Annotated in this window: 20 protein-coding genes; 14 read left to right on the forward strand and 6 right to left on the reverse strand. The window is 48.0% G+C overall.

What is annotated here, in order from left to right:
• The first annotated feature begins 1 nt into the window (after position 1).
• The 6 genes from NST07_RS16040 (at position 2) to NST07_RS16065 (ending at position 6,732) form a co-directional block, all read left to right on the forward strand.
• Positions 2 to 730 (forward strand): metal ABC transporter ATP-binding protein, encoded by a 729-nt coding sequence (locus NST07_RS16040; RefSeq protein ID WP_076109367.1) that lies wholly within the window; start codon positions 2 to 4, stop codon positions 728 to 730.
• Complete coding sequence (locus tag NST07_RS16045; protein WP_341093030.1) at positions 730 to 1,653, forward strand: metal ABC transporter permease; 924 nt, start codon at positions 730 to 732, stop codon at positions 1,651 to 1,653. The genes NST07_RS16040 and NST07_RS16045 overlap by 1 nt, the downstream gene beginning before the upstream one ends.
• Complete coding sequence (locus NST07_RS16050) at positions 1,650 to 2,528, forward strand: metal ABC transporter permease (protein ID WP_341093032.1); 879 nt, start codon at positions 1,650 to 1,652, stop codon at positions 2,526 to 2,528. The genes NST07_RS16045 and NST07_RS16050 overlap by 4 nt, the downstream gene beginning before the upstream one ends.
• 223 nt (positions 2,529 to 2,751) lie before the next feature.
• Entirely contained in the window at positions 2,752 to 3,204 is a 453-nt protein-coding gene (locus NST07_RS16055) for a hypothetical protein (protein ID WP_341093034.1), read from the forward strand.
• Positions 3,201 to 4,973, forward strand: a complete 1,773-nt coding sequence (locus NST07_RS16060) for an ABC transporter ATP-binding protein (protein ID WP_341093036.1) — start codon at positions 3,201 to 3,203, stop codon at positions 4,971 to 4,973. Before NST07_RS16055 ends, NST07_RS16060 begins: the two co-directional genes overlap by 4 nt.
• Before the next feature lie 46 nt (positions 4,974 to 5,019).
• Positions 5,020 to 6,732 carry an ABC transporter ATP-binding protein gene (locus NST07_RS16065; protein WP_342481858.1) on the forward strand — a complete coding sequence of 571 codons (1,713 nt, stop codon included), beginning with the start codon at positions 5,020 to 5,022 and terminating at the stop codon, positions 6,730 to 6,732.
• Between the two features lie 75 nt (positions 6,733 to 6,807).
• On the opposite strand, the gene NST07_RS16070 is transcribed toward NST07_RS16065, so the two are convergent.
• Positions 6,808 to 7,380: an acetylglutamate kinase gene (locus NST07_RS16070; RefSeq protein WP_341097664.1), complete on the reverse strand. Its 573-nt coding sequence runs from the start codon at positions 7,378 to 7,380 to the stop codon at positions 6,808 to 6,810.
• A 218-nt stretch (positions 7,381 to 7,598) separates the two neighbouring features.
• A complete protein-coding gene (locus NST07_RS16075) occupies positions 7,599 to 10,712 on the reverse strand; it encodes a glycoside hydrolase family 2 TIM barrel-domain containing protein (RefSeq protein WP_341093038.1) in 3,114 nt (1,037 codons plus the stop codon).
• 165 nt (positions 10,713 to 10,877) lie between these two features.
• Between NST07_RS16075 and NST07_RS16080 the strand changes: the two genes are divergently transcribed.
• Entirely contained in the window at positions 10,878 to 11,699 is an 822-nt protein-coding gene (locus NST07_RS16080; protein ID WP_341093040.1) for an AraC family transcriptional regulator, read from the forward strand.
• A gap of 86 nt (positions 11,700 to 11,785) precedes the next feature.
• Here the strand turns inward: NST07_RS16080 and NST07_RS16085 are convergent, their stop codons facing one another.
• Together NST07_RS16085 and NST07_RS16090 are read right to left on the reverse strand one after the other, a co-directional pair.
• Positions 11,786 to 12,376, reverse strand: coding sequence for an AAA family ATPase (locus tag NST07_RS16085; RefSeq protein WP_341093041.1), 591 nt, complete (start codon positions 12,374 to 12,376; stop codon positions 11,786 to 11,788).
• Between the two features lie 139 nt (positions 12,377 to 12,515).
• Entirely contained in the window at positions 12,516 to 13,313 is a 798-nt protein-coding gene (locus NST07_RS16090) for a YheC/YheD family protein (RefSeq protein ID WP_341093042.1), read from the reverse strand.
• A gap of 197 nt (positions 13,314 to 13,510) precedes the next feature.
• Between NST07_RS16090 and NST07_RS16095 the strand changes: the two genes are divergently transcribed.
• Together NST07_RS16095 and NST07_RS16100 are read left to right on the forward strand one after the other, a co-directional pair.
• Positions 13,511 to 15,691 carry a PEP/pyruvate-binding domain-containing protein gene (locus NST07_RS16095; RefSeq protein ID WP_342481859.1) on the forward strand — a complete coding sequence of 727 codons (2,181 nt, stop codon included), beginning with the start codon at positions 13,511 to 13,513 and terminating at the stop codon, positions 15,689 to 15,691.
• A 13-nt stretch (positions 15,692 to 15,704) separates the two neighbouring features.
• Positions 15,705 to 16,520 carry a GNAT family N-acetyltransferase gene (locus tag NST07_RS16100; protein ID WP_342481860.1) on the forward strand — a complete coding sequence of 272 codons (816 nt, stop codon included), beginning with the start codon at positions 15,705 to 15,707 and terminating at the stop codon, positions 16,518 to 16,520.
• Positions 16,521 to 16,608: 88 nt separating this feature from the next.
• On the opposite strand, the gene NST07_RS16105 is transcribed toward NST07_RS16100, so the two are convergent.
• Positions 16,609 to 18,321, reverse strand: a complete 1,713-nt coding sequence (locus NST07_RS16105) for an ABC transporter ATP-binding protein (RefSeq protein ID WP_342481861.1) — start codon at positions 18,319 to 18,321, stop codon at positions 16,609 to 16,611.
• Between the two features lie 149 nt (positions 18,322 to 18,470).
• On the reverse strand, positions 18,471 to 19,520 hold the full coding sequence (locus NST07_RS16110; RefSeq protein WP_342481862.1) for a metalloregulator ArsR/SmtB family transcription factor: 1,050 nt from the start codon (positions 19,518 to 19,520) through the stop codon (positions 18,471 to 18,473).
• Between the two features lie 149 nt (positions 19,521 to 19,669).
• Here NST07_RS16110 and NST07_RS16115 point away from each other — a divergent pair, with 149 nt between their 5' ends.
• The 5 genes from NST07_RS16115 (at position 19,670) to NST07_RS16135 (ending at position 25,427) form a co-directional block, all read left to right on the forward strand.
• On the forward strand, positions 19,670 to 20,575 hold the full coding sequence (locus NST07_RS16115; protein WP_342481863.1) for an NAD(P)/FAD-dependent oxidoreductase: 906 nt from the start codon (positions 19,670 to 19,672) through the stop codon (positions 20,573 to 20,575).
• An 80-nt stretch (positions 20,576 to 20,655) separates the two neighbouring features.
• Positions 20,656 to 21,855, forward strand: coding sequence for a DUF4163 domain-containing protein (locus tag NST07_RS16120; RefSeq protein ID WP_342481864.1), 1,200 nt, complete (start codon positions 20,656 to 20,658; stop codon positions 21,853 to 21,855).
• Between the two features lie 31 nt (positions 21,856 to 21,886).
• Positions 21,887 to 22,189: a metalloregulator ArsR/SmtB family transcription factor gene (locus NST07_RS16125; protein ID WP_341093054.1), complete on the forward strand. Its 303-nt coding sequence runs from the start codon at positions 21,887 to 21,889 to the stop codon at positions 22,187 to 22,189.
• 152 nt (positions 22,190 to 22,341) lie between these two features.
• The gene (locus NST07_RS16130) at positions 22,342 to 23,535 is read left to right on the forward strand and encodes an MFS transporter (protein ID WP_342481865.1); all 1,194 of its coding nucleotides are present in this window, start codon (positions 22,342 to 22,344) and stop codon (positions 23,533 to 23,535) included.
• A gap of 44 nt (positions 23,536 to 23,579) precedes the next feature.
• Positions 23,580 to 25,427: a glycoside hydrolase family 13 protein gene (locus tag NST07_RS16135; protein ID WP_342481866.1), complete on the forward strand. Its 1,848-nt coding sequence runs from the start codon at positions 23,580 to 23,582 to the stop codon at positions 25,425 to 25,427.
• Positions 25,428 to 25,436 lie beyond the last annotated feature (9 nt).

Here is a 25,436-nt window from a genome sequence, read left to right on the forward strand (position 1 = left end):
GATGAGCGATGTTCTAGTAGAAGGCTTAAATGCCTCTTACCGGCAAAATAAAGTACTGCACGATGTTTCCTTCAAGGTGCAGCCCGGCACGCTTACGGCGATCATCGGCCCAAATGGCGCCGGGAAATCGACCCTGCTCAAAGTGATGCTGGGCCTGCATCCCAAGCTGTCGGGCACCGTATCTTTTTACGGCTCCGCCTTCTCCAAGGTGAAATCACGTATCGGTTATGTGCCGCAGCGGGGCTCCGTGGATTGGGATTTCCCGACGGATGCGCTGGATGTAGTCATGATGGGGCTGTATGGCAAAGTCGGGTGGTTGAAATGGCCGAAAGCCAGCCACCGGCAGCAGGCATTACACGCTCTGGACCAGATGGGGATGGCCGATTATGCGCACCGCCAGATCAGCCAGCTGTCCGGCGGGCAGCAGCAGCGGGTGTTTCTGGCCAGGGCGCTGGTACAGGATTCTGACCTTTATTTTCTGGATGAGCCCTTGGCCGGGGTAGATGCCGCGACGGAGAAGGCGATTATGACGACACTCCAGCTATTGAAGGAGCAGGGCAAAACAGTGATGGTCGTACATCATGATCTACATACGGTAGAGGAGTATTTCGACCACGTGCTGCTGCTGAACCGTACGATTGTGGCCCACGGAAGTACCCGTGAGGCGTTTACCCAAGAGCAAGTGTACCGTGCCTATGGAGGTTCGCTTCGCTGGATCGGAGGCACCTAATGGATATAACCGGCATCTCACCCAACACACTCTGGGTATTATTCAGTACTTTAATTCTTGGGATCGCCTCAGGTTTGATCGGTTGTCTGGCGTACTGGAAACGCCAAAGCCTGATGAGCGACGCACTTTCCCATGCGGCTTTGCCGGGAATTGTGATTGCTTTTACGATCGTTGGTGTCAAAAGCGTTCCGGCAATGATCGCCGGAGCGGCGCTAAGCGCAGTGCTCGGTTTTCTCTTTATCCAGTGGATTCAATCGTCCACCAAAATTAAAGAGGATACGGCGATGGGAATCGTGCTGTCGATCTTTTTCGGACTTGGGATCATGCTGTTGTCCATTGTGAACCGGACGGCAGGCGGGGGTCAGAGCGGGCTGGATTCCTTCATATTTGGCCAGGCAGCTTCCATGACCGGTAAAGATGTTAAGATCATGCTGGTGCTGGCATTGATTGTGATCGCGTTCATATGGATCGGTTTCAAGGAGTGGAAGCTGTTTCTGTTCGATGCGGATTTTGCCAAGGGGCTGGGCTTGTCCGGGCGGGTGATGAACGGGATGTATATGAGCATGCTGATTCTTGTTATTGTCATCGGGATTCAGGCGGTTGGCGTCATCCTGATGTCGGCTCTCCTGATTATTCCCCCGGTAAGTGCGCGATACTGGACCCAGTCCTTCAAGCGGATGCTTATCATTTCCGCTGTATTCGGCGGGGGTGCCGGGGCCGTGGGAACATGGGTCAGCACACTGGGGAAAGGCTGGCCGACAGGTCCCTTTATCGTTCTGGTTTCGTCTTCTCTGTTCCTTGTGTCGCTTGTCTTTGGCTTTCAGAAAGGCTGGCTGGCGAAGCTTCTTCACCTGCGGGCGCAAAAGAAAAAATCGGCGGAATCAGCATATCTGCATACGCCTGAGGAGGGGAAAGCGGTATGAGCTACACAGCCTGGATCTTGCTTACAGCTTCACTTGTCGGCCTTACCTGCGGAATAATTGGAACGTTCCTCATCCTTAGACGAATGGCAATGATGGCGGATGCCATCAGCCATAGTGTGCTGCTGGGGATCGTCGTTGCCTTCCTGATCACCAAGCAGCTGAGCGGCGGTCATATGCTGATCGGCTCCATCGTCGCCGGATTGCTGACAGCCATGCTGGTCCAATTCCTGCACTCCCGCGGCGTAGCCCAGGATGCTTCCATTGGTGTAGTCTTCACCACATTGTTCGCAGTCGGTGTAGTTCTGATTGCAACAAAGGTAGGGAATGCGCATCTGGATGTAAAACACGCATTGATGGGTGAAATTACATTTGTTCCGTGGAATACAGTGGAGCTGCCTTGGATAGGTGCCGTTCCTCAAGCAACGCTAATGCTGTTCATCGTACTCATTATTGTGCTTGCTGTTATTCTTGCATTGTATAAAGAATGGAAGATTACATCGTTTGACCCGGCGCTTGCGGCCAGTCTTGGACTTCCGGTCGTATTGATACACTATCTATTCATGACGCTTGTATCGGTAACAACGGTGGCCTCATTTGATGCCGTCGGCGCAATTATGGTCGTGGCCATGCTGATTACTCCGGCTGCGTCTGCTTATCTGTGGACAGACCGTCTTTCAGTCATGCTGATGCTCAGCGCCGGTTTTGGCGTCCTCTCTGCAGTCGCCGGTTACTATATTGCAGTGTGGCTGGACACCTCGATTTCAGGCTCTATGGCCTTTGCTACAGGACTTGTATTTATAGCAAGCTTCCTGGGTTCTCCTTCAAGCGGCGTGTTGTCCCGGTTTTTCCGGGCTCCAGCAGTGATCGAGGAATAGCTTAAGCCAGCGTTGCGAGCTTGTGTCCTACGAATATGAAGATCCCCATTTTATTGCTCAAGGGCGATAGAACGGGGATTTTTAGGTTGAAGCAACCAAATCTACCGAGTCCACAAGGCTCTCACAGAATTATAACTATCAAAAATGATTGTCAAGCATTACACTAATATATGGATTTAGGCCACAATTTTCTCATTATATCAATTAAATTGGAAGGTGGATTATGCATAAACGGCTATGGAAGCTCTATACATTCACGTTTATCAAAACGCCAATTGCGGCACTCTTCATTATTGTCGGATTGGCTATGGGGATGTATCTTCTGATGAACAGCATTCGTATCCAGAGCTATTGGGCGGTTACTGGTGCTCATGTGGAGAAGGGGGAGTCAACGTTAATTACTGTGCAGGGGAACAATAATTATACTCAGCTGCATATGCAAGACAAGATTACCTGGTACATAAAGGAAAGTGGAGATCGTTACGAAGGAACCGTTCTAAATGTTGATTCATCAACAGATGCAGACAGGCTTGATATTGAAGTGACTGCTTCAGATTGGACACGGGCCAAGAAGGAGTCCGATACGGAGTCTGCTGAACCGCCCGTTTATGTTGAGCTTCCCCAGGGCCAAAAAACTGTATTCGCCAAGCTGTTTAAGAAAGGAGCGGTGGAATGAACCGTTCGATGCGCAGCCAGCTGCAGACTCTCTGGCCGATTATCCGCATTTATAAATGGAGTTTTATCAATCTGTTTATTTGTATCCTGGTAACCTCCGTAATCGGTATGTTATATCCCTTTATCTTTGGATTGCTGGTGGATGAGGTTTTCTATCACCGGAATCTTCAATTCTTAATCTTTATTGTCATCGGTTATGGGATGATCTTTTTGTCCGAGCAGCTGCTGCATACCGTTCTAAACAGTGTGTGGTCGTATCTGGTTACTAGATTTTCATTCGATATCCGGAAGAAGCTGTATGACAAGCTGATGTCGTTGCGGCCTGCCTTTTTCACCCGGAGTAAATCCGGTGAACTTATGGCAGTCATCAACCGCGATGCTGACGAAGTCATGAATCTGATTCATTGGAATATTTTTTACCTGACGGCCAACAGCATCCGGATGGTGACGGCAATTGCTTTTGTAATGGTTGCCAATGTGTATTTGGGTTTATTGATGCTTGTTGTAATTCCGGTCGTTGTGTTTACCATCATGAGCTTCAGCCGGGCAATGAAATCCCGGCTCACCAATCAGCGTGAACAGTACGGCCAGTTCATGAGCTGGTGTGTCGAGATGCTGGCGGGGCTGCGCGATGTGCGGCTGCTTGGTGCCGGGAAATACAGCACGCGAGTTTTTGTGAGTCATTTAATTAAATATATGCGTCTCAAGAATCAATCCAGCCGGATCGATTTCATTTCGGAACGAGCCGTCAGTCTAATCACCCTGGGCTCTGATCTGACCTTATACATAACTGCCAGCTTCATGATCGTAAACGGCCACTTAACGATTGGCGCATTTATTGCCATTATTGAATATTTCTCCAAGGGCAGCGGGCTGCTGAAAAATATGAGCGGAGCCAACAGCCGGATCCAGCAGAACAAGGTTTCGATTGAGCGCGTGTTCCAGCTGCTGCAAGAGGAGGAAGAGGATCAGAATCCGGGCGGACCGAAGATTGTGGTAACGAAGGGCTTGATTGAATTTAAGGATGTTTTGTTTGGTTACCGCCCGGAAACACCTGTGCTGCAAAATGTGAATCTGCGGATAGAAGGCGGGCAAACGGTAGCCATTGTAGGAAAAAGCGGCGGGGGCAAAAGCACGCTTATTTCACTGCTGCTCGGATTATACAAGCCTTCCGGGGGAGACATCCTCATTGACGGCACCTCCATTCTTGACTGTGATTTGAAATCGCTGCGCAAGGCTGTCAGCGTTTCTTTTCAAGAGCCCTTTCTCTTTGAAGGGACCGTTCGGGAGAATCTGCTATGGGGAAGCTCATTCCGGACTGACAATGAATTATGGGATGCTTGTGAGCAAGCATTTATTGCCGAATATGTGCGTGAGCTTCCGCAGGGACTGCATACAACCATAGGGGGAAGTTCAGGTATCTTCATGTCCGGAGGACAAAAACAGCGGATTGCACTCGCCCGGACGTTTCTGAAGCAGCAGCCCATCTTTGTTTTTGACGAGGCCACTTCTGCACTGGACGGGGAAGCGGAGAAGGTCATCAAATCCAGCTGGGGAAATCTTGGTGAACACACAACTACGATAATTATTGCGCATCGGCTTTCAACAATTATCACCGCAGATAAGGTGGCGGTCCTCGATCATGGACACATCGTCGGCTTCGATCATCACCGCAAGCTGCTTGCGGAGAGTGCCGTGTATCGTCAGCTTTTTTATGAGCAATATTCGGAAAGCGGGGCGGGGACAGCGGATGAACAAGTCTTTTCATAATATCAGAATCAGGTTGCAGTGGGTCCTTGCGTTTAAAGCTCAATGGGTGGACCAACGTAAGGAATGGCTGTCCCTTATCGTCTTTAAGGTGCTGCTGCTTGCTCTGGGGATGATCACGCCATTGTTGTTCAAGCTGCTCGTGGATGAGGTAATGGTCGGCCAGCACCTTAGTAAGCTATGGTATGTCTGCGGGGGCTACGCCGCAATTTATATTGCGGAAACAGTTGTTCTTGGGAGACAAACGGCAATCGGGAACAAGCTTTCCAACAGGCTGACCTTCGCCGTACGTCTTGAGGTATGGAGCAGTTATATGCGTTTGCCGTTCAGGAAATATGAACAGATGAATACGGGAGATCTGAAAGCCCGAATGGATCAGGATGTAGAGTCCGTAAATCGTTTGTTCAAGGTTCAGGCGCTGGAATACGCTTATAGCTGTGCAATGATACTGGTCGGTGCAGGGCTGATGATCTGGTTCAGCTGGAAGCTTGCTTTATTCGGTCTGCTGATGGTTCCGGTCTCCTTCTGGATCACCAGGAAACTTGGCAAAGGTGCCCGGAAAGCTGCTGAAACCAACCGGAATATCTATGGGCAGTATGAAGGCTGGCTGCAGACCGCCATTCAGGGCTGGCGTGAGATCAAAGCCAATCATATGGAGAAGCGGATGTCGCTGAAATTTACCGAGTATTGGCATGCCATCAGTAAATCATTTTTCCAGCAGCATATGTATTGGTTCGGAAACCGCGCGCTTCAAGCCTTCAAGGATTTTTTCATTACGCGGATGAACCTGTATTTCATCGGAGGGCTGCTCATCCTGCACGGCGAGATGACGATCGGAAGCCTGTTAGTGTTCATGAAGTATTATGAGCAAATGTTCACGCAGCTCGGCATCATCAATGATCTTGATATGAAATTTACTGCCGAACTGCCGGGTCTGGAGAAAGTGCAGGCTATTCTGGAAGAAGCGCCTGTCAAGCGCAGTAGAACCAGCACAACCAGTTCAAAGGAAGCTAATCAAGCTAAATCGGATATCCTAAGCTTCAACAATGTATCTTTCAAATACAGTGATATGACGAAGATGGTTCTGCGAGAGGTATCCTTTGATATCGAAGCCGGAGCAAAAGTAGCAATCGTAGGCAGAAGCGGTTCGGGGAAAAGTACTATTGTGAAGCTATTGTTAGGGATGTACGAACCTGAGCAGGGGAACATCCAAATCTCAGGCAAAGAGCTTCGTGATGTGGATGAAACGGTGCTGCACCGGACCCTTGGCGTAGTGATGCAGGACCCGGCCATATTCAATATGTCGATACAGGACAATGTAAGGCTTGCCCGGCCGAAGGCAACAGTAGAAGAGATACGGACTGCCTGCCGTCTGGCAAATATGGACGAATTCATCACGAAGCTGCCGCAGAATTATGACACGGTTATCGGTGAAAAAGGTGTCCAGCTCTCCGGCGGACAGAAGCAGCGGTTGGCTATGGCACGAGTTCTACTATCGAAAGCAGAGATCATCCTATTGGATGAAGCGACCTCTATGCTGGACCATGAATCCGAGACCGAGATTAACCGCACGCTTGATAATCTATCTGGCGAGCGGACGATGATTATCGTCGCACACCGCCTTTCCTCTGTGATACGGGCAGACCAGATTATTCTGCTTGAAGACGGATGTATTGCGGACCGTGGAAGCCACAGCGAATTATGGAGCCGCAACGTGCTGTATCGGACTCTTTTTCAGTATAATATGCAAGAGTCTGTATAACCAAGAAGCCCTCTGGTTTCCGCTTTGAAGCGAGCATTGAGGGCTTTTGTTAGGCTTAAAAAGCTATAATCCGGTTTATACCATCTGCGGGAATTGGATGAGTATAGCATTGCTTATCATATCCGCCATCATCAACGCTTCACGCTCGATACGGTCATACAGCTGGACACTCATCTTGTAGTCCTTGTTCAACATCGATACTGCTTCTGCTTTAACCAAAGCCAGGTGCGAATAGAACATTTGCCTGAACGCCTCTTTTGGAAAATATGGATTAATACGGGCAAGGAATTCAACAATTTGATCCGCATTGGCAAACCATTTTTTCTCTGCGGCGGCAACTGCGTTAGTATCACCTGCTTTCGCAGCCTTGACAAGATCAGCGGCGATTAACAAGTGTTCCTTGATAAGATTGGCATAAGCATTAGCTATACTCTCCCCGTAAAAGGGCTTAAGCGCGTTCCCCATATCCGTCGGATTCTGCAGAAGGCGCGCCAGTACCACATCGGTATCGGGCAATCCGAAAACAAGGCTAGTGATAGCCATTCGTGTCCAAGCCACATGCTGCTCCCATAATAAGCGCATATGGTTTTTGAATTCAATCTGAGCTTTGGTCAAGCAGATCACCTGTCCTGCATTTGCAGGAGCCATATTGGGCCATGCGTAAGACGTTCTATTTGCGGAGGGGCCAAAGCCCCCATAAGAATACATACAATCTAACCTCCCCTGAATACTTATATCCCCATAGTATGGGGATTCCGCCCATGTGTTCACAAACGGCTGCAAGAGAAGGTGGTTTTTACGTTTTTCCTAAACCAACAAACGAGATTCCGCTAAGCGGATATCTCGTTTGTTGGTGCAACAGTAGATTAAATTCGAGCGAGCGTGAAGCGGAAGCTGTACGGCCGGTTTGCAGGCAGAGTGAACTGTTCATGCGTCGGTGCACCCCAGCTGTCGTCCCCGCCGACACCCATTTGCCTGTAATTGACCCTCAGCACGGTTTTATCCGAAGCCGGCAATTTATAGACGTGATCGCTGGCTTCCAGTTCTTCTGGTTTCCAAGGGAGTACGTTGATTTCCAGCGATGTTGCATTTTCAATATGGATCCCTGATCCATTGTTGCCTTCTGTAACTGAAGCATATCTGACACCTGTCTTGTTCCCGCATTCCTGCGGCTTGAGGTAAGGAGTGAACTGTTCACTGACTTTGCCGCTAAAGCGTCCCAGACGGGCTCCAGTTTGCCGGTCCCAATAGTTCTCATGTGGTCCGCGTCCGTACCATGACACAGTGTCCAGGCTTCCATCCAGCACAAACAGCATTCCGAACTCTGGGATTTCCGGCAGCGAGCTGCTGCCCGGGTTCAGTTCCTGCGAAATCTCCACAGATCCGTCAGGACGGATTTCATAGGTGACCAGTAGAGTGGACACTGGATTTGTGGGCAGCAAGTAGGTTGCCGATACGAAACAAAGATTCTCTTGAGTCCGGGTAGTAAATTGAACAAGGCTACGTTCATAGGAAGCCTTTCTCCAGACTGCGGAACGTTCCTGCAGATGGTTGCCAAGATCATTATCGGTGACGGCTCTCCAGAAATTCGGTCTTGCAGGCTCAATTAGGCGTTCTTTGCCCAAGACTTGATAAGAGAACAAATCTCCGGTTGCCGTATTGAAAGAAAATGAAAAGTCAGCTCCTGCAATGATCAATGCTTCCTCTTGCTGAGTGATGCGAAGGGGATCTCCTGCTGGAGCGGGAAGACTTCCTGCAACTCTTGGAACTAGAATGAACTGTTCCCATGCAACCTCATGGTTGGCACCTGCCCATGCTGCTGCAGCAGGTTGAATGAAGGACAAGGTCAGCACTGCTTCTTTATCATTGGTTATGGAACTAAGCTCATACGGAATGATACAATCGACAGTCTCCCCCGGTGCAGCGGCAATCCGCAGAGAGCCCTCTTGCGAAGTTACGCCTTCCAATTCAATCTTCCAATGTAAATCATATTCTTCGATATCCGTAAATAAGAAGTTATTGCGGATTTGATAAAGACCTTTCTGAAGATCCTGGGCGGTGACTTTTATATTCTGATAGCATTTTTTGACCTCAAGCAGCTTAGGAGTTACAGTCCGGTCCGCAAACAGCAGGCCGTTGCCGCTAAAGTTCCCGTCATGTGGGGATTCACCGAAATCGCCGCCGTACGCCAGATATTCAATCCCCTCTGGAGTTGTAGTACGGATGGCCTGATCCACCCAGTCCCAGATGAATGCGCCTTGGAACACATCATATTTGTCGAACATATCGGTGTAGAGATGCAGTCCGCCGCAGGAATTGCCCATAGCATGGCTGTATTCACAGAGGATATAAGGCTTCTGCGGATTGTTTGTCGCATATTGTTCAACGCCGGCAGGCTTAATGTACATCGTAGACTCGATATCGCTCGCCGCTTCCGAAGGTCTGTAATGAAAAATACCTTCATAATGAACAGGACGGGTAGGATCGGCTGCCCGCAGATAGTCATGCATGGCAATAAAATTATCGCCGCCAAAGGACTCATTACCGAGTGACCAGATGATAACGGATGGATGATTTTTGTCCCGTTGCATCATGGAATTACAGCGGTCGATGACATTGGCGCGCCATTCCGGCTTGCTCGCGGGAACATTCCCCTCATGCAGCTCTTGTTGTCCATATTGCCAGCTGCCGTGTGTCTCCAGATTGGTTTCGTCGATTACATAGAGACCGTATTCGTCACACAACTCATACCAAACTGACTGATTGGGATAATGAGAGGTCCGTACCGCATTAATGTTATGGGATTTCATCAGATGAATATCGCGGATCATATCCTCTACAGACAATGCGCGCCCAGTGTCACAAGAGAACTCATGCCGGTTAGTGCCTTTCAGTACGATCCGTTTCCCGTTAATCTTCATTAAGCCGTCTCTAATCTCGAAGGAGCGGAAGCCAACCTTTGTGCTGACCGCCTCTTGAACGATCTCCTGACCATCCACTAGCGAGATCACCAAGGTGTAAAGGTATGGCTTCTCCGCACTCCATTTATGAGGCTGAGCTACAGGTGCCGACAGTTTAAGCTGCTGCAAATCTCCTTCCTGAAAAGATACTGCAGCAGCAACCGGAGCTGCCCAGACCTTTTGGCCATTGTTGTCATAAAGCTGCATTTGCAGCGAGTAATCTCCAGCTTTGCGGCTAAAGTAATCTTCCACTTTGATGTCCACGTTCAGCTCCGCATGCACAAACTCGTTGTCCAGATCGGTCCGGGCCCAAAAGTCGGCAACACGTACGGGAGGTGCGGTATACAAATAAACGTCGCGGAAAATGCCGCTAAGCCGCCAGAAATCCTGATCTTCCAGCCAGCTCGCATCACACCAGCGGTACACCTCAACGGCCAGCTTATTCTCTCCTGCTTGCAGATAAGCTGTAATATCGAAGTCCGACGGGGTAAAGGTATCTTCACCATAGCCGACCAGTTCTCCGTTCACCCATACATAAAAAGCAGACTCCACACCCTGGAAGCTGAGGAATACAGGCTGGCCGTCCCAAGCTTGCGGTACATCAAATGTACGTACATAGGAACCTACAGGATTATATAAAGTAGGGGCAAAAGGGGGCTTCAAATCCGGTTCTGACTCTGCCCAAGGATACCGCACATTGGTATATTGAGGGTAATCATAGCCCTGAAATTGCCAATGGGAAGGAACAGGAATATCCGCCCAACTGCTGTTGTCATAATCTGATTTATAGAAATCCTTGCTGCGTTTCTCAGGAGTTTCGGCAAAGGCGAATTTCCAAGTGCCGTTCAACGATTGATAACGGGAGGAGGATTGTTTATTTCCTTGGAGTGCTTGCTCAGCAGTCGGGAAAGACATCATCGAAGCATGCGCTTCCATTCGGTTCAATTGAAAAATCTCCGGATTGTTATTCCATTCGGGATATCCGTTGGCAGGTGGCTGATAGACTAGCTTCTTACGCACTTTAACATCTCCTTATATTGTTATATTCATATTATAGAATGAGAAAGGCTCAAGGTATATATAATGATATTCTTATCAAATAACACAATATGAAACTAAATTGGGCTTTCTTTCGCTAGAAATGAAGGCTAATATAGAAGCAACAATTAGGAAAGGAGAATCCTCGTGAAAAGCAAAATGATTTTTTGCCAGACTGATGAGACGATGCTGCTGCCCTTATATGCCACAACCATCGGATATTGGGAGCATCAGGCCGAAACTTTGCGTCCGGCTGGTTTTCCGGATTATCAGATGCATCAGGTGCTTGAAGGCAAAGGTGAACTGAATATTAATGACAAAAGTTACATCGTAGGCCCCGGGGATGTGTTTTTTCTATATCCTGAAATTCCGCATTTCTATACTCCGGTTAGCAGAGAATGGAAGCTGGCGTGGATTTCATTTAGCGGCAGAGAAGCTGCCCAGATGCTGATGTACGCGGGAATACGCGAGTCTGGACCCGGGAGATTAAGGGACGAAGCACTTTTGGAGCCTTTGCGGGAGATGCTTCTTTTGTCTAATGAACATCCGCTTGAAGATGATCTGGAATGCTCCAAGCTGCTGTACGCATTGCTGCTGGATCTGAAACGCAAGCTGCTGCCTTCTTCCAATGAGGAAGATGAAATGGAACGGATTAAGCCCGTCCTGCGGCATATAGAACTCCATCTGCACCGGCCGCTGCAGTTAAAAGAACTGGCAGAAGTAGCAGCGGTATCGCCGCAGTATTTGTGCCGGCTGTTTCAGCACACGGTTCATGAGCGGCCGGTAACGTACATTAATAAACAGCGGATTAACCGGAGCAAGCAATTAATGTTTAACGTTCGCGGTAAAAAAATCTACGAAATTGCCCGGGATGTCGGTTTTGAGAATGCCAGCTACTTTTGTGCAGTGTTTAAACGGATGACAGGGATGAAGCCTGAGGATTTTAAACGATTGCATGGTTTGGATTAAAGGTGAATACAGGGGGGGATATAAGCGGACCTTTCATGAATACTACATTACAAAAAAAAGGCAGCCCACGGCTGCCTTTCGTCTGCTCATTGTGCTGCATAAATAAAATGCTCAACTGTCCTTACTGTATCTTCGATCTCCGGATTTGAGTTGTCGATCATTGCGACATTCGACGCGGGCAGCGGCCACGCGACAGTGCGGCTGCCAAGCGAAGAGCGGAATTCCTGCCAATGCTGAAATTTCCAGTCATCCAAAGACGAGTGCCTGCCTTGAATACGTTCCCGGTACAAATCCTCGTTGGCCAGTCCGACCAGGACAACCTTGACCTCAACCTCGGGCAACGTAAGACCGATCTGGGACAGCTCATTGCTAATCCAGTCTGGGTCGGCGGCTTCCTTAGTAAAGGGTCCAACCACGAATACATCGCTATTCAGGCCGATATTATCAAGCGCGGCGTCCATCGTAATGCGGTAACCGAGGTCTCGGCAAAGTCTTTTATATTCTGCCGAATCTCTGTCTGTCGGGTCCAGTCCATGCATGGTCATAATGGCGTCTGCCGCCGGCCGCAGCAGAATGTCCATATCGAAGAAGGCGGCTTTGCGGCGCGAGGCTACAGCTTTGGCCAGCGTCGTTTTGCCCGCACCTGCCGGTCCCAGAAAAAACACCAGTTTATTCATCCATCTGCTCTCCTCAAATCCCGATTCAGTTCACACCTTAACCAGTATATCCTATCATTTTTTGCAATCCAAAAAAAGGTTGAACAGAGCCAAAGAGGGCGCTCAAGTTCAACCTTTTTTATACCCGGTAGTGTTCACCTTATTTGACAACTTTCTTGCCAGAATTCAATAATTTATGCCACTTTTTAAGGTAGATCACTCTGCGGAACATCGTTTTATCCTTCAATTGATTAAAGATATAAGCATCCGGCCGGGTATTTACCTCAATAATCCATGGCTTCAAAGCAGAATCCAATCCAATATCCAGGCCTATTTCCTTAAATCCGCTATGGTTTTTATGGAATTCTTTTGCCACCTGATCTCCTAAAGCTTTTAATCCTTTGATATAGTCTTTTTTCTTGTCTCCTTGCAGGTAAGGGCTAAGCAGCGTTTCCAGAGGAAGCGGTTTTCCGCTATTGTGGAAATTCGTAACGATTTTCTTGGGATGTGCCATTCGCCCGATATATCCGGTACATTCCCAATGGTTCGTGCTGTTCATTTGCGTCATAATGCGCACATCAAAGATACGATTTTGATAAGTAAGCAGATTTATTCCTTGCTGAACCAAATATTCACGCTTTAATTTACTGCTGCCGAGCGAAGTGAACAGAGCGCCGTAAGTTTTAAAATAACGGGGAGTCTCGCCTACGTGATAGGCATATTTATGTTCACTATACTTAATTACTTTGATTACACCATTTCCTCCGGTTCCTTTGACAGGCTTTACATATACCATCTTATGCTTGTTAAGCATGGACTGCAGGGCTTCATACGAATAGATCCGGCTATCGGGCACGAATTGGCGGAGCCGTGAATGATTAAGCAGCATTTTTGTTTTGGACCATTTGCTTGCAATGGTAATTGGTTTTTTGGTGGTCGCGGCTTTCTTGGACAGCATCAGCAGGTCACCTCGTTCTAATAGTGGAAGTATAGCTTTACACGCTTATTGCCTGTCTTACGGGAATGGATCATTCCGCAGCCTTCAGCACATAGGATATCGTATGTAAGTCATCGGTCATCAACCACAGGCAAAAGGACGGGGGGATGCGCGGAAGTTTCATGTATAATTAAGTTTAATAAAAGGAGGATTGCGACTTGGAGTTATCATTGAAATCTCTGGGTTTAAAAGTAGCGGAAGTTGGCAACAAAGCCTTGAATTTGTCCAAGCTAATAAACGAACAATTCAGCGTGCCCGATGGTGTAGTGCTTTCCCAAACTTATTTCGCATGTTCGGAAGCTGAACTGCAGCAGAAGTTGAATCGACTGTCTGAGCGTCTGGAGAGAATGCTTCCTTCCGCTGACGGCTGGGCCGTCCGATCCACGGCAATCGACGAAGACGGCGGAACGAAGTCCATGGCTGGTCAATACAAGACCGTAATTATTCAATATTCCACTCAGCTGCCGGCTGCAGTTGCTGAAGTGCATGAGGGGTCAATTCCTGTAATCATTCAGACATTTATTGAACCGGATTATTCTGGTGTTCTGTTTTCCTGCAACCCGCTTACGGGAGAATCCGAAATAATCATTGAACTTGTAGAAGGAAGAGGAGAAGCACTAGTGGGCGGGGACGCCAATCCAATGGTCCATTACCGGGAAGGCAGATGGAGCGATTCCAGCCCACTGTTTGAACAGCTCCTGCTGCATATGGAACCATGGATTATGAAAGCAAAAGAGCTAATGCGGCAGCAGGTGGATATGGAGTTTTGCATCAAGAACAAATCGCTTTACTGGCTTCAGGTTCGTCCTGTAACAACCGGAGTCCATACCGATTCGTGGGACTACGATTTTGCACATATCCCTGACTCCTTCCTTGAAGAGGACTGGTTTCTTCTTGATCAGTGCACGGAACCCGTTACTCCGTTAGTAAAGAAGTTGGATCCGGGCAATTATTTTCAAATGCCTTATTGGGATATACGGTTCGTTCAGCATTACCCTTACATCAGTATGAAAAAGAACGTTGGTGCCGCTGCGCCTTCACAACCGGACGACGGGACAAGCATGCTGCTTACATGGCAGGCGCTTAGAAACAGATACGAGCCGATCTTCGATCAACAGCTGAACGAAAATATTACGCATGCCTCACTTGAGGACTTATGGGAGAAGACAGCTGTTCGGGTAGAGATTAACCGGTCTTATGTGAGTGAGTATTTGAACCGGGACTGGTTCATGGCACGACGCATCATAGGGAAGGAGCTGGAACAGCTCGTCAGCCGCTATGCTGGAGAGAATGCAGACGTACCGCTTTTATTGTCCTCGCTGATTGGAGAAGTGAACACGATCACGTATCAAAAAACGTTGCAGCTTAACCAGTTGGTAAACTCTGCGCGGAAATATCCTGACTTTGGAGAACTGTGCAACAAGGTTAGTAGCAGTGAACCTCATCCATGGGCAGACCAATTCGCTGCTTTCATTTCCCAGTACGGCTACGAGCTTCCGCATCCCTTGGGACTGCACCTGAAGACCCTGGCCGAGAGTCCGGAAACGTTGTTGTCCAGAATCACTGCTGAACTCCATACCCGTAAGGTATCTCATGAGGAGAAAGGTCCGGAGAGCTGGGAAGAGGCTGCTGCCAGGATTGGGCAACGGATGGAGCATGACGAGAAAACGGAATTTCATAGGCTGTTAACAGAGTATAGAGCCTACGTGATCCGAACAGAAGATGACGATTATTTGCTCCAGAAAGGTGCATCCTCTATTAGAAGAATCTTGCTCGAAATCGCTCAGCGATTAGTAGACTGCGGCAAAATAGAAAGCAGGGAGTCTATATTTTTCCTCTATCCCGATGAAATATATGAACTGATCTCCGGTTCCCGCCAAAGTGTGGAAGAAACGGAACTCCTTCAACGGGAAAAAAGCTTTGCCGCCGCAGCAGCAATTAACCCTCCATTACTTCTGAAGCCCGGAAATGCGCGGAAGGTGTCCGAAGACCAAAAGCTGCAGGGGGTAGCTGTGGCGCAAGGATGCAGAAGTGGAAAGGTCTTTAAATTAATGAATCCGCTGGACCGGGAAAGCTACAATCTGATTCCGGAAAATGCGGTCATCGTAGCTCCAATCCTGACGCCCAATCTGACTTATGCGATCTTGGCCTGTGCAGCTATCGTAACTGAAGTGGGCGGTTTCTTATCGCACGGAGCTATTTTTGCCCGGGAGATGGGCATTCCGGCGATTGTTCAGGTAGAGGCTGCGACAAGTCTTCTCCAGAATGGTGATGAAGTACAGGTAGATGCAAAACGGGGAGTAATTGAAATACTGAAGCGAAACTCAAATCCATCATAGGAAGTGATCTTTCATGAAGCTGCCAGTCTTGAACCAAGGTCTTGCTGAACAAATCCAGCAGTCAGAAATTGCCTATTTAACCTCAAGAATTAACTCCATCCGCGAACGCGAAGGTAACCCGGAGGGTGTTGAGATTGTCCGTTTCGGCCACACCACTGGTTTCTATATCAGAACCATGCCATGGAGCCTGTTTAATTCCGTTAAGGGGATCTCTGATCAGGACGTGGACAAGCTGGAGGAGATCATCCGATTTTATGCTGCCAAAGACAGAGCTTTCCAGATCGATGTGGATCCTGTTCATTGCAGCCCCATACTTTTTAAAGGGTTAGCCGATCATGGACTTTACCAGAGTGGGTTTCATGCTGTACTGTATGGGCTGCCGTGTCAAACGCCGTCTGAACTTCCATCCAAGATAACAATTGTCGAAATTGATAACGTAAATTCCTTTGACACTTATGCAGAAATCCATTGCCTGGCTTCCGGCATGGCGTTGTCCGATAAGTTTCATTTCGTGAATAATAACATAGGATTGCTGAATAGGCCGGGGTGGAAGCTTTTCGCAGGTTATTGGGAGGGGCTTCCGGCAGGAGTGGCTGCGATGCATATAAACGGCGATATCGCCTCCTGCACACTCGCCGCAACAATTCCGGAATACAGAAACAGGGGGATCCAGACTGCATTATTGCACAAGAGGATGCATGAGGCCCACTTGGCAGGTTGTCGGCTCATAACGGCTCAGGCGGGTTTTGGTTCTACAAGCCAGAACAATATGGAACGGGCCGGGTTTCAACTGGCTTGGACAAGAGCAGTTTGGATACGCATGGCATAGCTACCATTAAAATTAACTGCATTTCTCAACAGGAAAACAGCCAGTCTCCGGTTTATGGAGAGCTGGCTGTTTCTATGATCTCATATGATTATGCTTGAAGCGCCTCCACAACATCCTCCTTATGCATTGAGCAAAAGGCTGCAAATCCGCCACCGCGTGCTCGAAGCTCCTGGAAGCTGCCAACCTCGGCGATTCGTCCGTTCTCCATATAGATAATTTCATCATACAATCCCAACAATTCCTCATTCATATTATGGGTTATCGTAATTAAGGTCAGCTCTTTAAGCGTGAGCAGTCTGCTTTCGATTTCATAAGCGGTCTGCATATCAATTGCGGAAGTTCCCTCATCCAGAATAAGGATCGGTTTGCTGCGGATCAGCGCCCGGGCAACGGCAATCCGCTGCCGCTGGCCGCCGGAGAGCTGTGAGCCGTTCTCACCAACGGTGGTCAGCAGTCCACTGGGCATCTTCTCCACAAACTTATGGACTCCGCTGGTATGAAGGGCAGTTTCCATAACTACCTCGGAGAATTCCTCATGCAAGCAAATATTCTGCTTAATGTCTGTATCGAACATATAGACATTCTGATGGATGGTCGCTGTCATTTGCTGCAGCCGCTCTGGGTTAAGCTGTTTGAGGTTGATACCATCCAGGGTGATGGAGCCTTCATACCTGTCATAATACCCGCTAAGCAGTTTAACAAGTGTAGATTTACCGCAGCCGCTTCGCCCAACCAGTGCATATTTTTTTCCTTTTTGCAGGGAAAGATTGATGTTCGAAAGCACCTGATTTCCTTGCTGATAGGCAAAGTGTAAGCGGCTGATCTCCAGATTCTCGTTGAACACAGGTTCGAGCAAACCTGACTTCGGCTGTGCCTCTTCGCTTGCCAGATCATTGATCCGTTGCACTACAGGTTTGACACCTTGAATTTTGGGCAGATTCTGCATCACGACCAGTACAGGTCCTACAAAACCGCCGCTCAGCTGGACAAGGGCAACCAGGCTCCCCGCTGAGAAGTCTCCGGAAATAATCAGATAAGCGGCAATAAAGACTACTGAAAACTGGGTGAGAATGGCCAGCGTTTCGGAGAGGCTCTCATTGGCGGCAAACAGCCGGTCAGCGGCAAAACGGGTGTTTGCGGCCGCGCTGTTCTCCTGTTGAAATTTCTGCTCCGTGTGTTTGCCCATGGCATAGGATTTGATCACTTCATAACCCGATAATAAATCCTTAACGCTAGTGGTGAAAATGGACATCCGGGCAGATACGGCGCTTTGTTTGTCCTGCAGAGCTTTGCCGAAGAGAGAAGGGACGGCAAACATCAGAATCATGCATACCACCAGAATCAAGGTAACCAGCGGGCTCAGGTAGAGGAGTGCAATGAGGGAGGCTGCAAAAACCACAACATTCTGCAGGGTAAGCAGCAGGGGTTGGATATAGTTATCCTCCAGCAGTTTGATGTCATTGGTGAGTGCCGACAAATAATCAGCCGTATTGGACGAAGTGAATTCTTCTGCATTTCTGCGGAATACTCCACGGAATACCCGCTCCCTCAGTGAAAGGGTCAGATTGCGGATCAAGGCTTTGCTGCAAATGGCATATATGAAACCGAACAAGCTTAGCAGCAGCAAATAAGCAACCGACAGGAACAGAATCCTTTTGAAAAGCAGCATGTCACCCTGCATGGCGGCATTGATTACCTTTTGCAGAATGATCGCAACCAGTACGCCTGCTGCCGAGGTAATGATGCTGAACAACAGGGTAACCGCGAGCAGCATTTTGTTTTGGCGGATGGAATGTTTCATCAAATAGCCAACTCCTAGAATTAGATTATCATTAAATTTATAAGATGACAGTATCATATATATAATAAACAAGTCAAACATATTAGATGATAATCTTATTCGTGTGCAAAAAAACTTCCCGCTAAAACCTCTCGGGAAGTCTGTCAATGCTAAAGCAGAAAATGCTCCAGGTCAGCAATTAATTGCCGCAAGTTTTCTGAGTCCAGGTGATAATACACCTTGCCGTTTTTTTTCTCAATTCCGACCATACCGCAGGCCAGCAGCACATTCATATGATGAGACATGGTGGCAGCTGATAAGCCCATCTGATCTGCAATTTCCAGATTGTATTTCGGACTGACCTTGAGCGACCCCAGGATTTGCAGTTTGCTGTTATCCCCGAGTGCCTTCATCCGAAGCAGCAGAAAATCTTTAGAATCGGCATGGCCCTTGCTGGCTACCGGAAGCAGATCGACGAACAGGCCATAGTAGCAATGCTTGGCGAACATCACCTGTCCAAGCGGAACAATTAAGGATGGATGGACAGAGGGTGCATCGCTGAACATCTCCACCAGTTTAATAAATTGTACATCGTCCTGCCTTTGCACGGATTGAACATACTTGGAAATCAGCTTATTCAGCGGCTTCTCCAGTTCCCGGCTCACCTGCTCAAATGCAGACAAGTTATTGTTGATGATCCGGGCAAGCGCCAGGATTTGTGTACGCGGCTGCTGCAGCAGCCTCAACATCTTCCATTTCATCCCTTCTTCAAGAGGACTGTCGCTCAGGAAGGTGATAATATCAGCCAAAGATAGAATTCCGGATGGTGAGGTTTTCTGGAGTTGGTAATTTTGCATGACTTCCATGCCGAGCAGGGTCTTCCATATTTCTTCATGGAGCACCTCATCCGGCACTTCTGCAAGTGAGTTTAGCCAAGCCTTATTTTCACTGAGCAGCAGATGGAGAACAGAGAAGAAGGAGTCATTTTCATCCCCGAAAAAAAAGTCCGCATCCTTATCAAGCACACGATATTTAAGAAAGGTATGTATGTACTTGTCTACTATTTTCAAATGTTTGCTGTAGAAGGCTTCTCCGTCCAGCCCGAATTTGTTCAGGTCTTCAATCGTCCCTTTCTTGTAAGTCTCCACATGGTAACTGACGTAGAGCAATCCCAAGGTCTCAAAGACGGGATCCAGCCGTTCATGAATGTTGAGGTTCATAGGTCCTCCATAGGTTTATTAGTTTGGTGCTTATCAAATTCATTATATTTTCATTAAATAGGATTATCAAGTTTCAACTTGACAGTCGCAAATATAAAGATATTATAGATATAATAAGTCTTTAATAACCATTAAGGAGGATGAGATTTATGATTTACGATTGCGCGATTATTGGTGGGGGACCTGGCGGGCTGAATGCAGCCCTAGTGCTTGGTAGAGCAAGAAGAAGTGTGGCTCTGATCGACAACAACCGGCCTAGAAATGCTGTTACACATGCGTCTCACGGTTTTATTACAAGGGATGGAGTAACACCGGCTGAGTTCAGGCGCGTGGCGCATGAGGAACTGCAGCGTTATCCGTCTGTAGACCATTTGCCGTTCGAAGTGGTCTCGGTCTCTCAAGCGCAAGGTGGATTTGAGATAGAGGATTTGGGAGGAGTCCGTGTTCAAGCCCGGAGGCTGATCCTGGCTACGGGTCTAAAGGAGATCTTTCCGGAGATCGAAGGCTTAAGTCCTTTATACGGTAAAAGCCTGTTTAACTGCCCTTATTGTGACGGATGGGAGCTGAGGGATCAACCATTGGCCATTGTCTCTGAATATCCGACCGTATTCCATATGGCTAAACTGCTCCTCAATTGGAGCAAGGATTTGCTTGTGTGTACACATGGCCAGGCGTCCTTGACCGAGGAGCAAAAAATGCAGCTTGAATCTAAAGGAATCGTCGTGATTGAACAACCGGTTGCGGCTTTCCACGGCCAGAACGGCCGGCTTGAGCACATTCGTTTTGCAGATGGAACTATTGTGGCCAGAACTGGCGGCTTTGTAGCTCCGAAACTTGTGCAAAGCTCAACGTTAGGAGAGCAATTAGGCTGTGAAATAACGGAGCTTGGAGGGATTCGGACAGATGACAAGGGACAAGCTTCTGTCTCCGGTGTATATGCCGCAGGTGATGCTTCGTATTTCGCGCCTTCCCAATTGATTTTTGCCGCAGCCGACGGCAGCCGAATGGGCATAAACGTAAATATGGATCTGACAGAGGAAGATTTCAACAATTGAAATCCTCTTTCCGGTCAGTTACCGAAACAAAACAAGCAATTTTTCGTCTATAGGTAAGTAATGGAAACGGAGGGTTTACCATGTCACTGCCTATTCAGAATTCACAGCAGCAAGTCCGCACTTTCAGACTTACCGCTGTATGCGTGTTATTGAGTATGTGTCTTGCCACACCTGCCCGGGTATCTGCCGATGTCGGAGCAGTTTCCCGAATGAGTGGCGTGGAAGCAGCTAAGGCAAATTCAGGTTCTGCAATCAAACCTCAGGTTGCCGCTACCGTCTCACCTTATGCACCGGTTCTCACAACGTTCAACATTGAGGGTAAACAGCTGAAAGCACTGGCGTACAGTGCGGATGGAACCCTGTTGGTCCAGCTGATGCCGATTGCCCGGGCCATGGGATATACGGTGGAAGATCAGGCCGGGACAGGTGATCTAACGCTCAGCAAACCGCGGCGCGTGATCAAACTTACTCTTTACAATAGTTCTTATAGTGTCAACGGCCTAACTTCTTCAGCCAAAACACCGTTTGTCAGAGAGGGTTCCACGTATGTGCCGCTCCGCCAGCTGGCTACAATGTCAGGTTATGATATTGTGCTGAAGGGCAAAAACAGCTATCTCCTCGATTCACGTCCGGAAAATGAGCTGACGATTTCCGCTTCCGGTGAGCTGGCGGTAACTACAGAGCCTTATTCATTTTCTATCCGTTATCCCGTTCTTTCCGGTTCTGCGCACAAAGAGGGTATTGATAAGATCAATCACTTCCTCCAGAACAAGGCAGAAGGCTGGAAAACACAGGCCGAACAAGAGCTTGCACAAGCTTGGGCAGCATATCCCAACAAGGACAAAATTATAGACTACGCGCATATCTTACCCTACGGGCTCCAAGTGGAATGGACGATCGCTTACAATGAAAAGGGCCTGCTCAGTCTGTACGCGGATACTTATCAATATATGGGCGAATCCAAGCAGGACAAAAGCATCCGGTACAGCTGGACTTTCGATCTCGCAACAGGAGAGGAGCTGTCACTACAGCAGGTTGCCGGGAATAATCCGAATTACCAGACACAGATTAATCAGTATATTAACCTGAAGATTGCTTCCGGGGAAGCAGGCCCTTTCGCACCACTTCAGTTTCCGGGAATCGAAACCACAAGTACAGGCTGGTATCTGCTGGATGGACGGATTGTCGTATATGTTCAGCAAGACGCTGCCCACTTCATCCATGATGGAATCTTTGAAATGCGGATACCGCTCTCCCGGATTTCGAAAACTGAGAATTGACATATCGCAAAATATCGATATAATAAATTTCATGAAACCTATTGATGTATTTAAAGCATTGTCCAATGAATCGCGGATTCAGATCTTACAATGGCTCAAGGAACCTAATATTCATTTTACACCCCATGAAGGGATTGATATGACGGAAACCGGGGTATGTGTCAGTCAAATTACCGATAAGCTGAATATGACTCAATCAACGGCCTCCCAGTATCTTTCGATACTGCAGAGAGCAGGGCTTATTACAACCAAACGTATTGGCAAATTTACGTATTACCAAAGGGATGAAGAAGCGATTCTCAATATGGCTGAATACATGAAGCAAGAAATGTAAGGCACAAACTGAGTTCTTGATCTAAGAATTCGGTTTTGTTTTAAGTGAACAATTCGATATTTCGTAATATGTAGAATTTTTATGATTATTCATATCTACAATTCGCGATATATCTTTATATACAATTACAACTTAGGAGCTGAACATTACATATGTCTACGAACTGGAAGATATACACACTCGCCATAATCAGTTTTTTGGTTGGAACCTCGGAATATATTTTATCCGGGATTTTAGATAAGGTTTCACTTTCGTTTGGTGTATCGATAGCGTCTGCAGGTCAACTGATTACGATTTTCTCACTGGTATATGCGCTCTGCACACCTGTTCTAATGGCTTTGACGGCAAGCATGGACCGCCGCAAATTAATCGTCTCTGCACTCGGTGTATTTGTTGTATCCAACATTCTTGCTTTCGTGCTGCCTGGGTATGGACTATTCGTGGCTGCACGCATCCTGATGGCGCTTGGAGCCGGAGTAGTCGTGGTTACGGCATTAAATATTGCTGCCAAAATCGCTCCTGAAGGCAAACAGGCCAGCTCGATCGCAACGGTCGTCATGGGATTTACGGCATCGCTTATTATCGGAGTCCCTCTGGGGCGGATGACCGCGGAACTCCTGGGCTGGAAGTTTGTGTTTGGCGGAATTGCTCTGCTGGGCATCTCGGCAATGATCATTCTCTCGTTCACCATACCGAATATTAAAGGAGATTCACCTGTACCGTTGCGTAACCAATTAGCACTGTTGAAAAAGCCAAAAGTAGCACTCGGATTGTCCATTTCTTTCTTCTGGCTTGGCGGTTATTCTATCGCTTATACGTATCTGTCGCCGTTCCTGCTCAAAGTATCGGGTATAAGCAGCGGCTACATCAGCGGGGCTTTGCTGGCTTTTGGGATCGCCAGTATGATTGGCTCAAAGGTAGGCGGCTACAGTACAGACCGCTGGGGAGTACACCGTACCTTATTCAGCGGAATGGCGCTTCATATCGTAATGCTGCTCTTGTTAGCTGTAGTTAAGGACTCTTTGGCCGGAGTATTGGCTGTATTGGTATTATGGTCATTTGCTGCCTGGTCGTCAGGACCGACACAGCAATATTATTTAACAACGATTGAGCCTGAAGCCTCTGGGGTTATGCTAGGTCTGAATCAGTCCATGATGCAGCTCGCGATGGCTGCCGGAGCGGGGCTGGGCGGTGTAGCCATCAATCAAGTTGCTTTGTCCTCCGTTACATGGTTTGGAGCTGCCGGCGTTGCCCTGGCGATTATTGCTGCTTTTATTCTGTATCGGCTGGATTCCGCACATCAATTGACAGCCTGCTCATTAGAATCTTATAATGAATTAACTTAAACGTATAAGTTGACCTTTAATTTTATTTATAAGGAGCGATTATTATGGAACTGGCAGCATTTATCCACGAACCGAAGGGGGCATTTTCCTATGCGGTTAATCAGGAGACCCTTCATATCCGTATTAAGACCAAAAGAGATGATATTCAAGCCGTTAAGCTTCTTCCTATTGACCCGTACAACTGGAAGCCTGTAAGCAAAGGGTCACATGTGTGGGAGTTTGCAGTAAAAACCATACAGCCTGTGGAGATGAAGAAGGAATATGTTACCCGTCTGCATGATTGCTGGTTTGCAGAGGTGCCGGGGTTCAAATGGAGCAGAATCCGCTATGGCTTTATATTGGATGACGGGCAGGAGCTGTGTTTTGCCGGATCCCATAGCTTCATCCCGCTGCAGGAAGACTCGGCGCCGCCTGCCGACCATACGAATTATTTCAACTATCCCTATATTCTCGAAGATGATCTTTATAGGGCACCCGCTTGGGTAAGGGATACCGTGTGGTATCAGATTTTCCCGGACCGGTTCAACCGGGGAGCTGCCGGGGAACAGGACAATCTGCTCGCTTGGGGCAGCGATGAACTGGACGGCCCTGAGAAGAAATTTGGCGGGGATCTGCAGGGCGTGACAGAGAAGCTGGATTATATCCGGGGTCTTGGTTGTGATGGGATTTACTTTACGCCTATCTTTGAGTCACCTAGCTCGCATAAATACGACACCAAGGATTATTTCCGGATCGACCCCCAGTTTGGCGACAATGAGAGCTTTGGACGGCTGGTGGAGGAGGCGCACAAACGGGGCATTAAAGTGATGCTGGATGCCGTGTTCAACCACTGCGGGCAGGAGCATCCCTTCTGGCAGGATGTATTGAAGAATGGACAAGACTCGCCTTACTTTGATTACTTTTATATCATGGACCCGGGCAAACCTGTGGTATCAAATTCTATGGCGGCTACGGCGGATGACGATGATTTGGGAGCACATCTGAACTACCGGACTTTTGGATTTGCCGAAAATATGCCAAAATGGAATACAGAAAATGCAGAAGCAAGAGAGTACCTGCTGAGTGTAGCTGTGTATTGGACTGAGCGATATAATATAGACGGCTGGCGGCTGGATGTTGCCAATGAAGTGCCCCATGATTTCTGGCGGGAATTCCGCAAAAAAATCAAAGGCATTAACAAAGAGATCTATATTCTCGGTGAAAACTGGTTTTACTCCAACCCTTGGCTACAGGGCGACCAGTTCGATTCGGTTATGAACTATGAGTTCACGGCAGCAGTTACCCGTTTCTTCGGGGTCCATCTTCAGAATCAGGAACGGTTTACAGCAGCAGATTTTGTATATGCGATTAACGGGCTGCTCGTCAGCTATCCCAAACCTGTGATGCAAAATATGTTCAACCTGCTGGACAGCCATGATACCGCACGAGTTCTCCACATCTGCGGGGACAATGCAGAACTGGTGAAGCTAGCCTATGTCTTCCAGCTTACGTACGGTGGTTCCCCAAGCATTTATTATGGTGGCGAAGTGGGTCTGGGCGGGGATGAACACCACAACCGGCAATGTATGCCGTGGGATACTGCGAAGCAAAACCAGGATCTCTATCAGACCATTCGCCGGTTGATTGAATTAAGAAAGCAATACAACGTGTTCAAGGAAACTGATATCTCCTGGCTGTCCATTGATGATGAGACCGGAAGCTTGATTTATTCAAAAGAATCACAAGGCAGCACTCTGTATGTGCTGATTCATAATTCACCGGTCGCGGCAAGCCTCAACCTTCCCGTTGATCTGAAGGATCAGGTGCTTCAGGACATTTTTGCCGGAGAATCCGTTCGCCTGTCAGATGAAATCAGCATGGAACCTTACTCCTTCCGGTTGCTGGCTCAATAAAGTAAAACG

This window comes from Paenibacillus sp. FSL L8-0340 (assembly GCF_038593145.1).
Taxonomy (GTDB): Bacteria; Bacillota; Bacilli; order Paenibacillales; family Paenibacillaceae; genus Paenibacillus_AQ.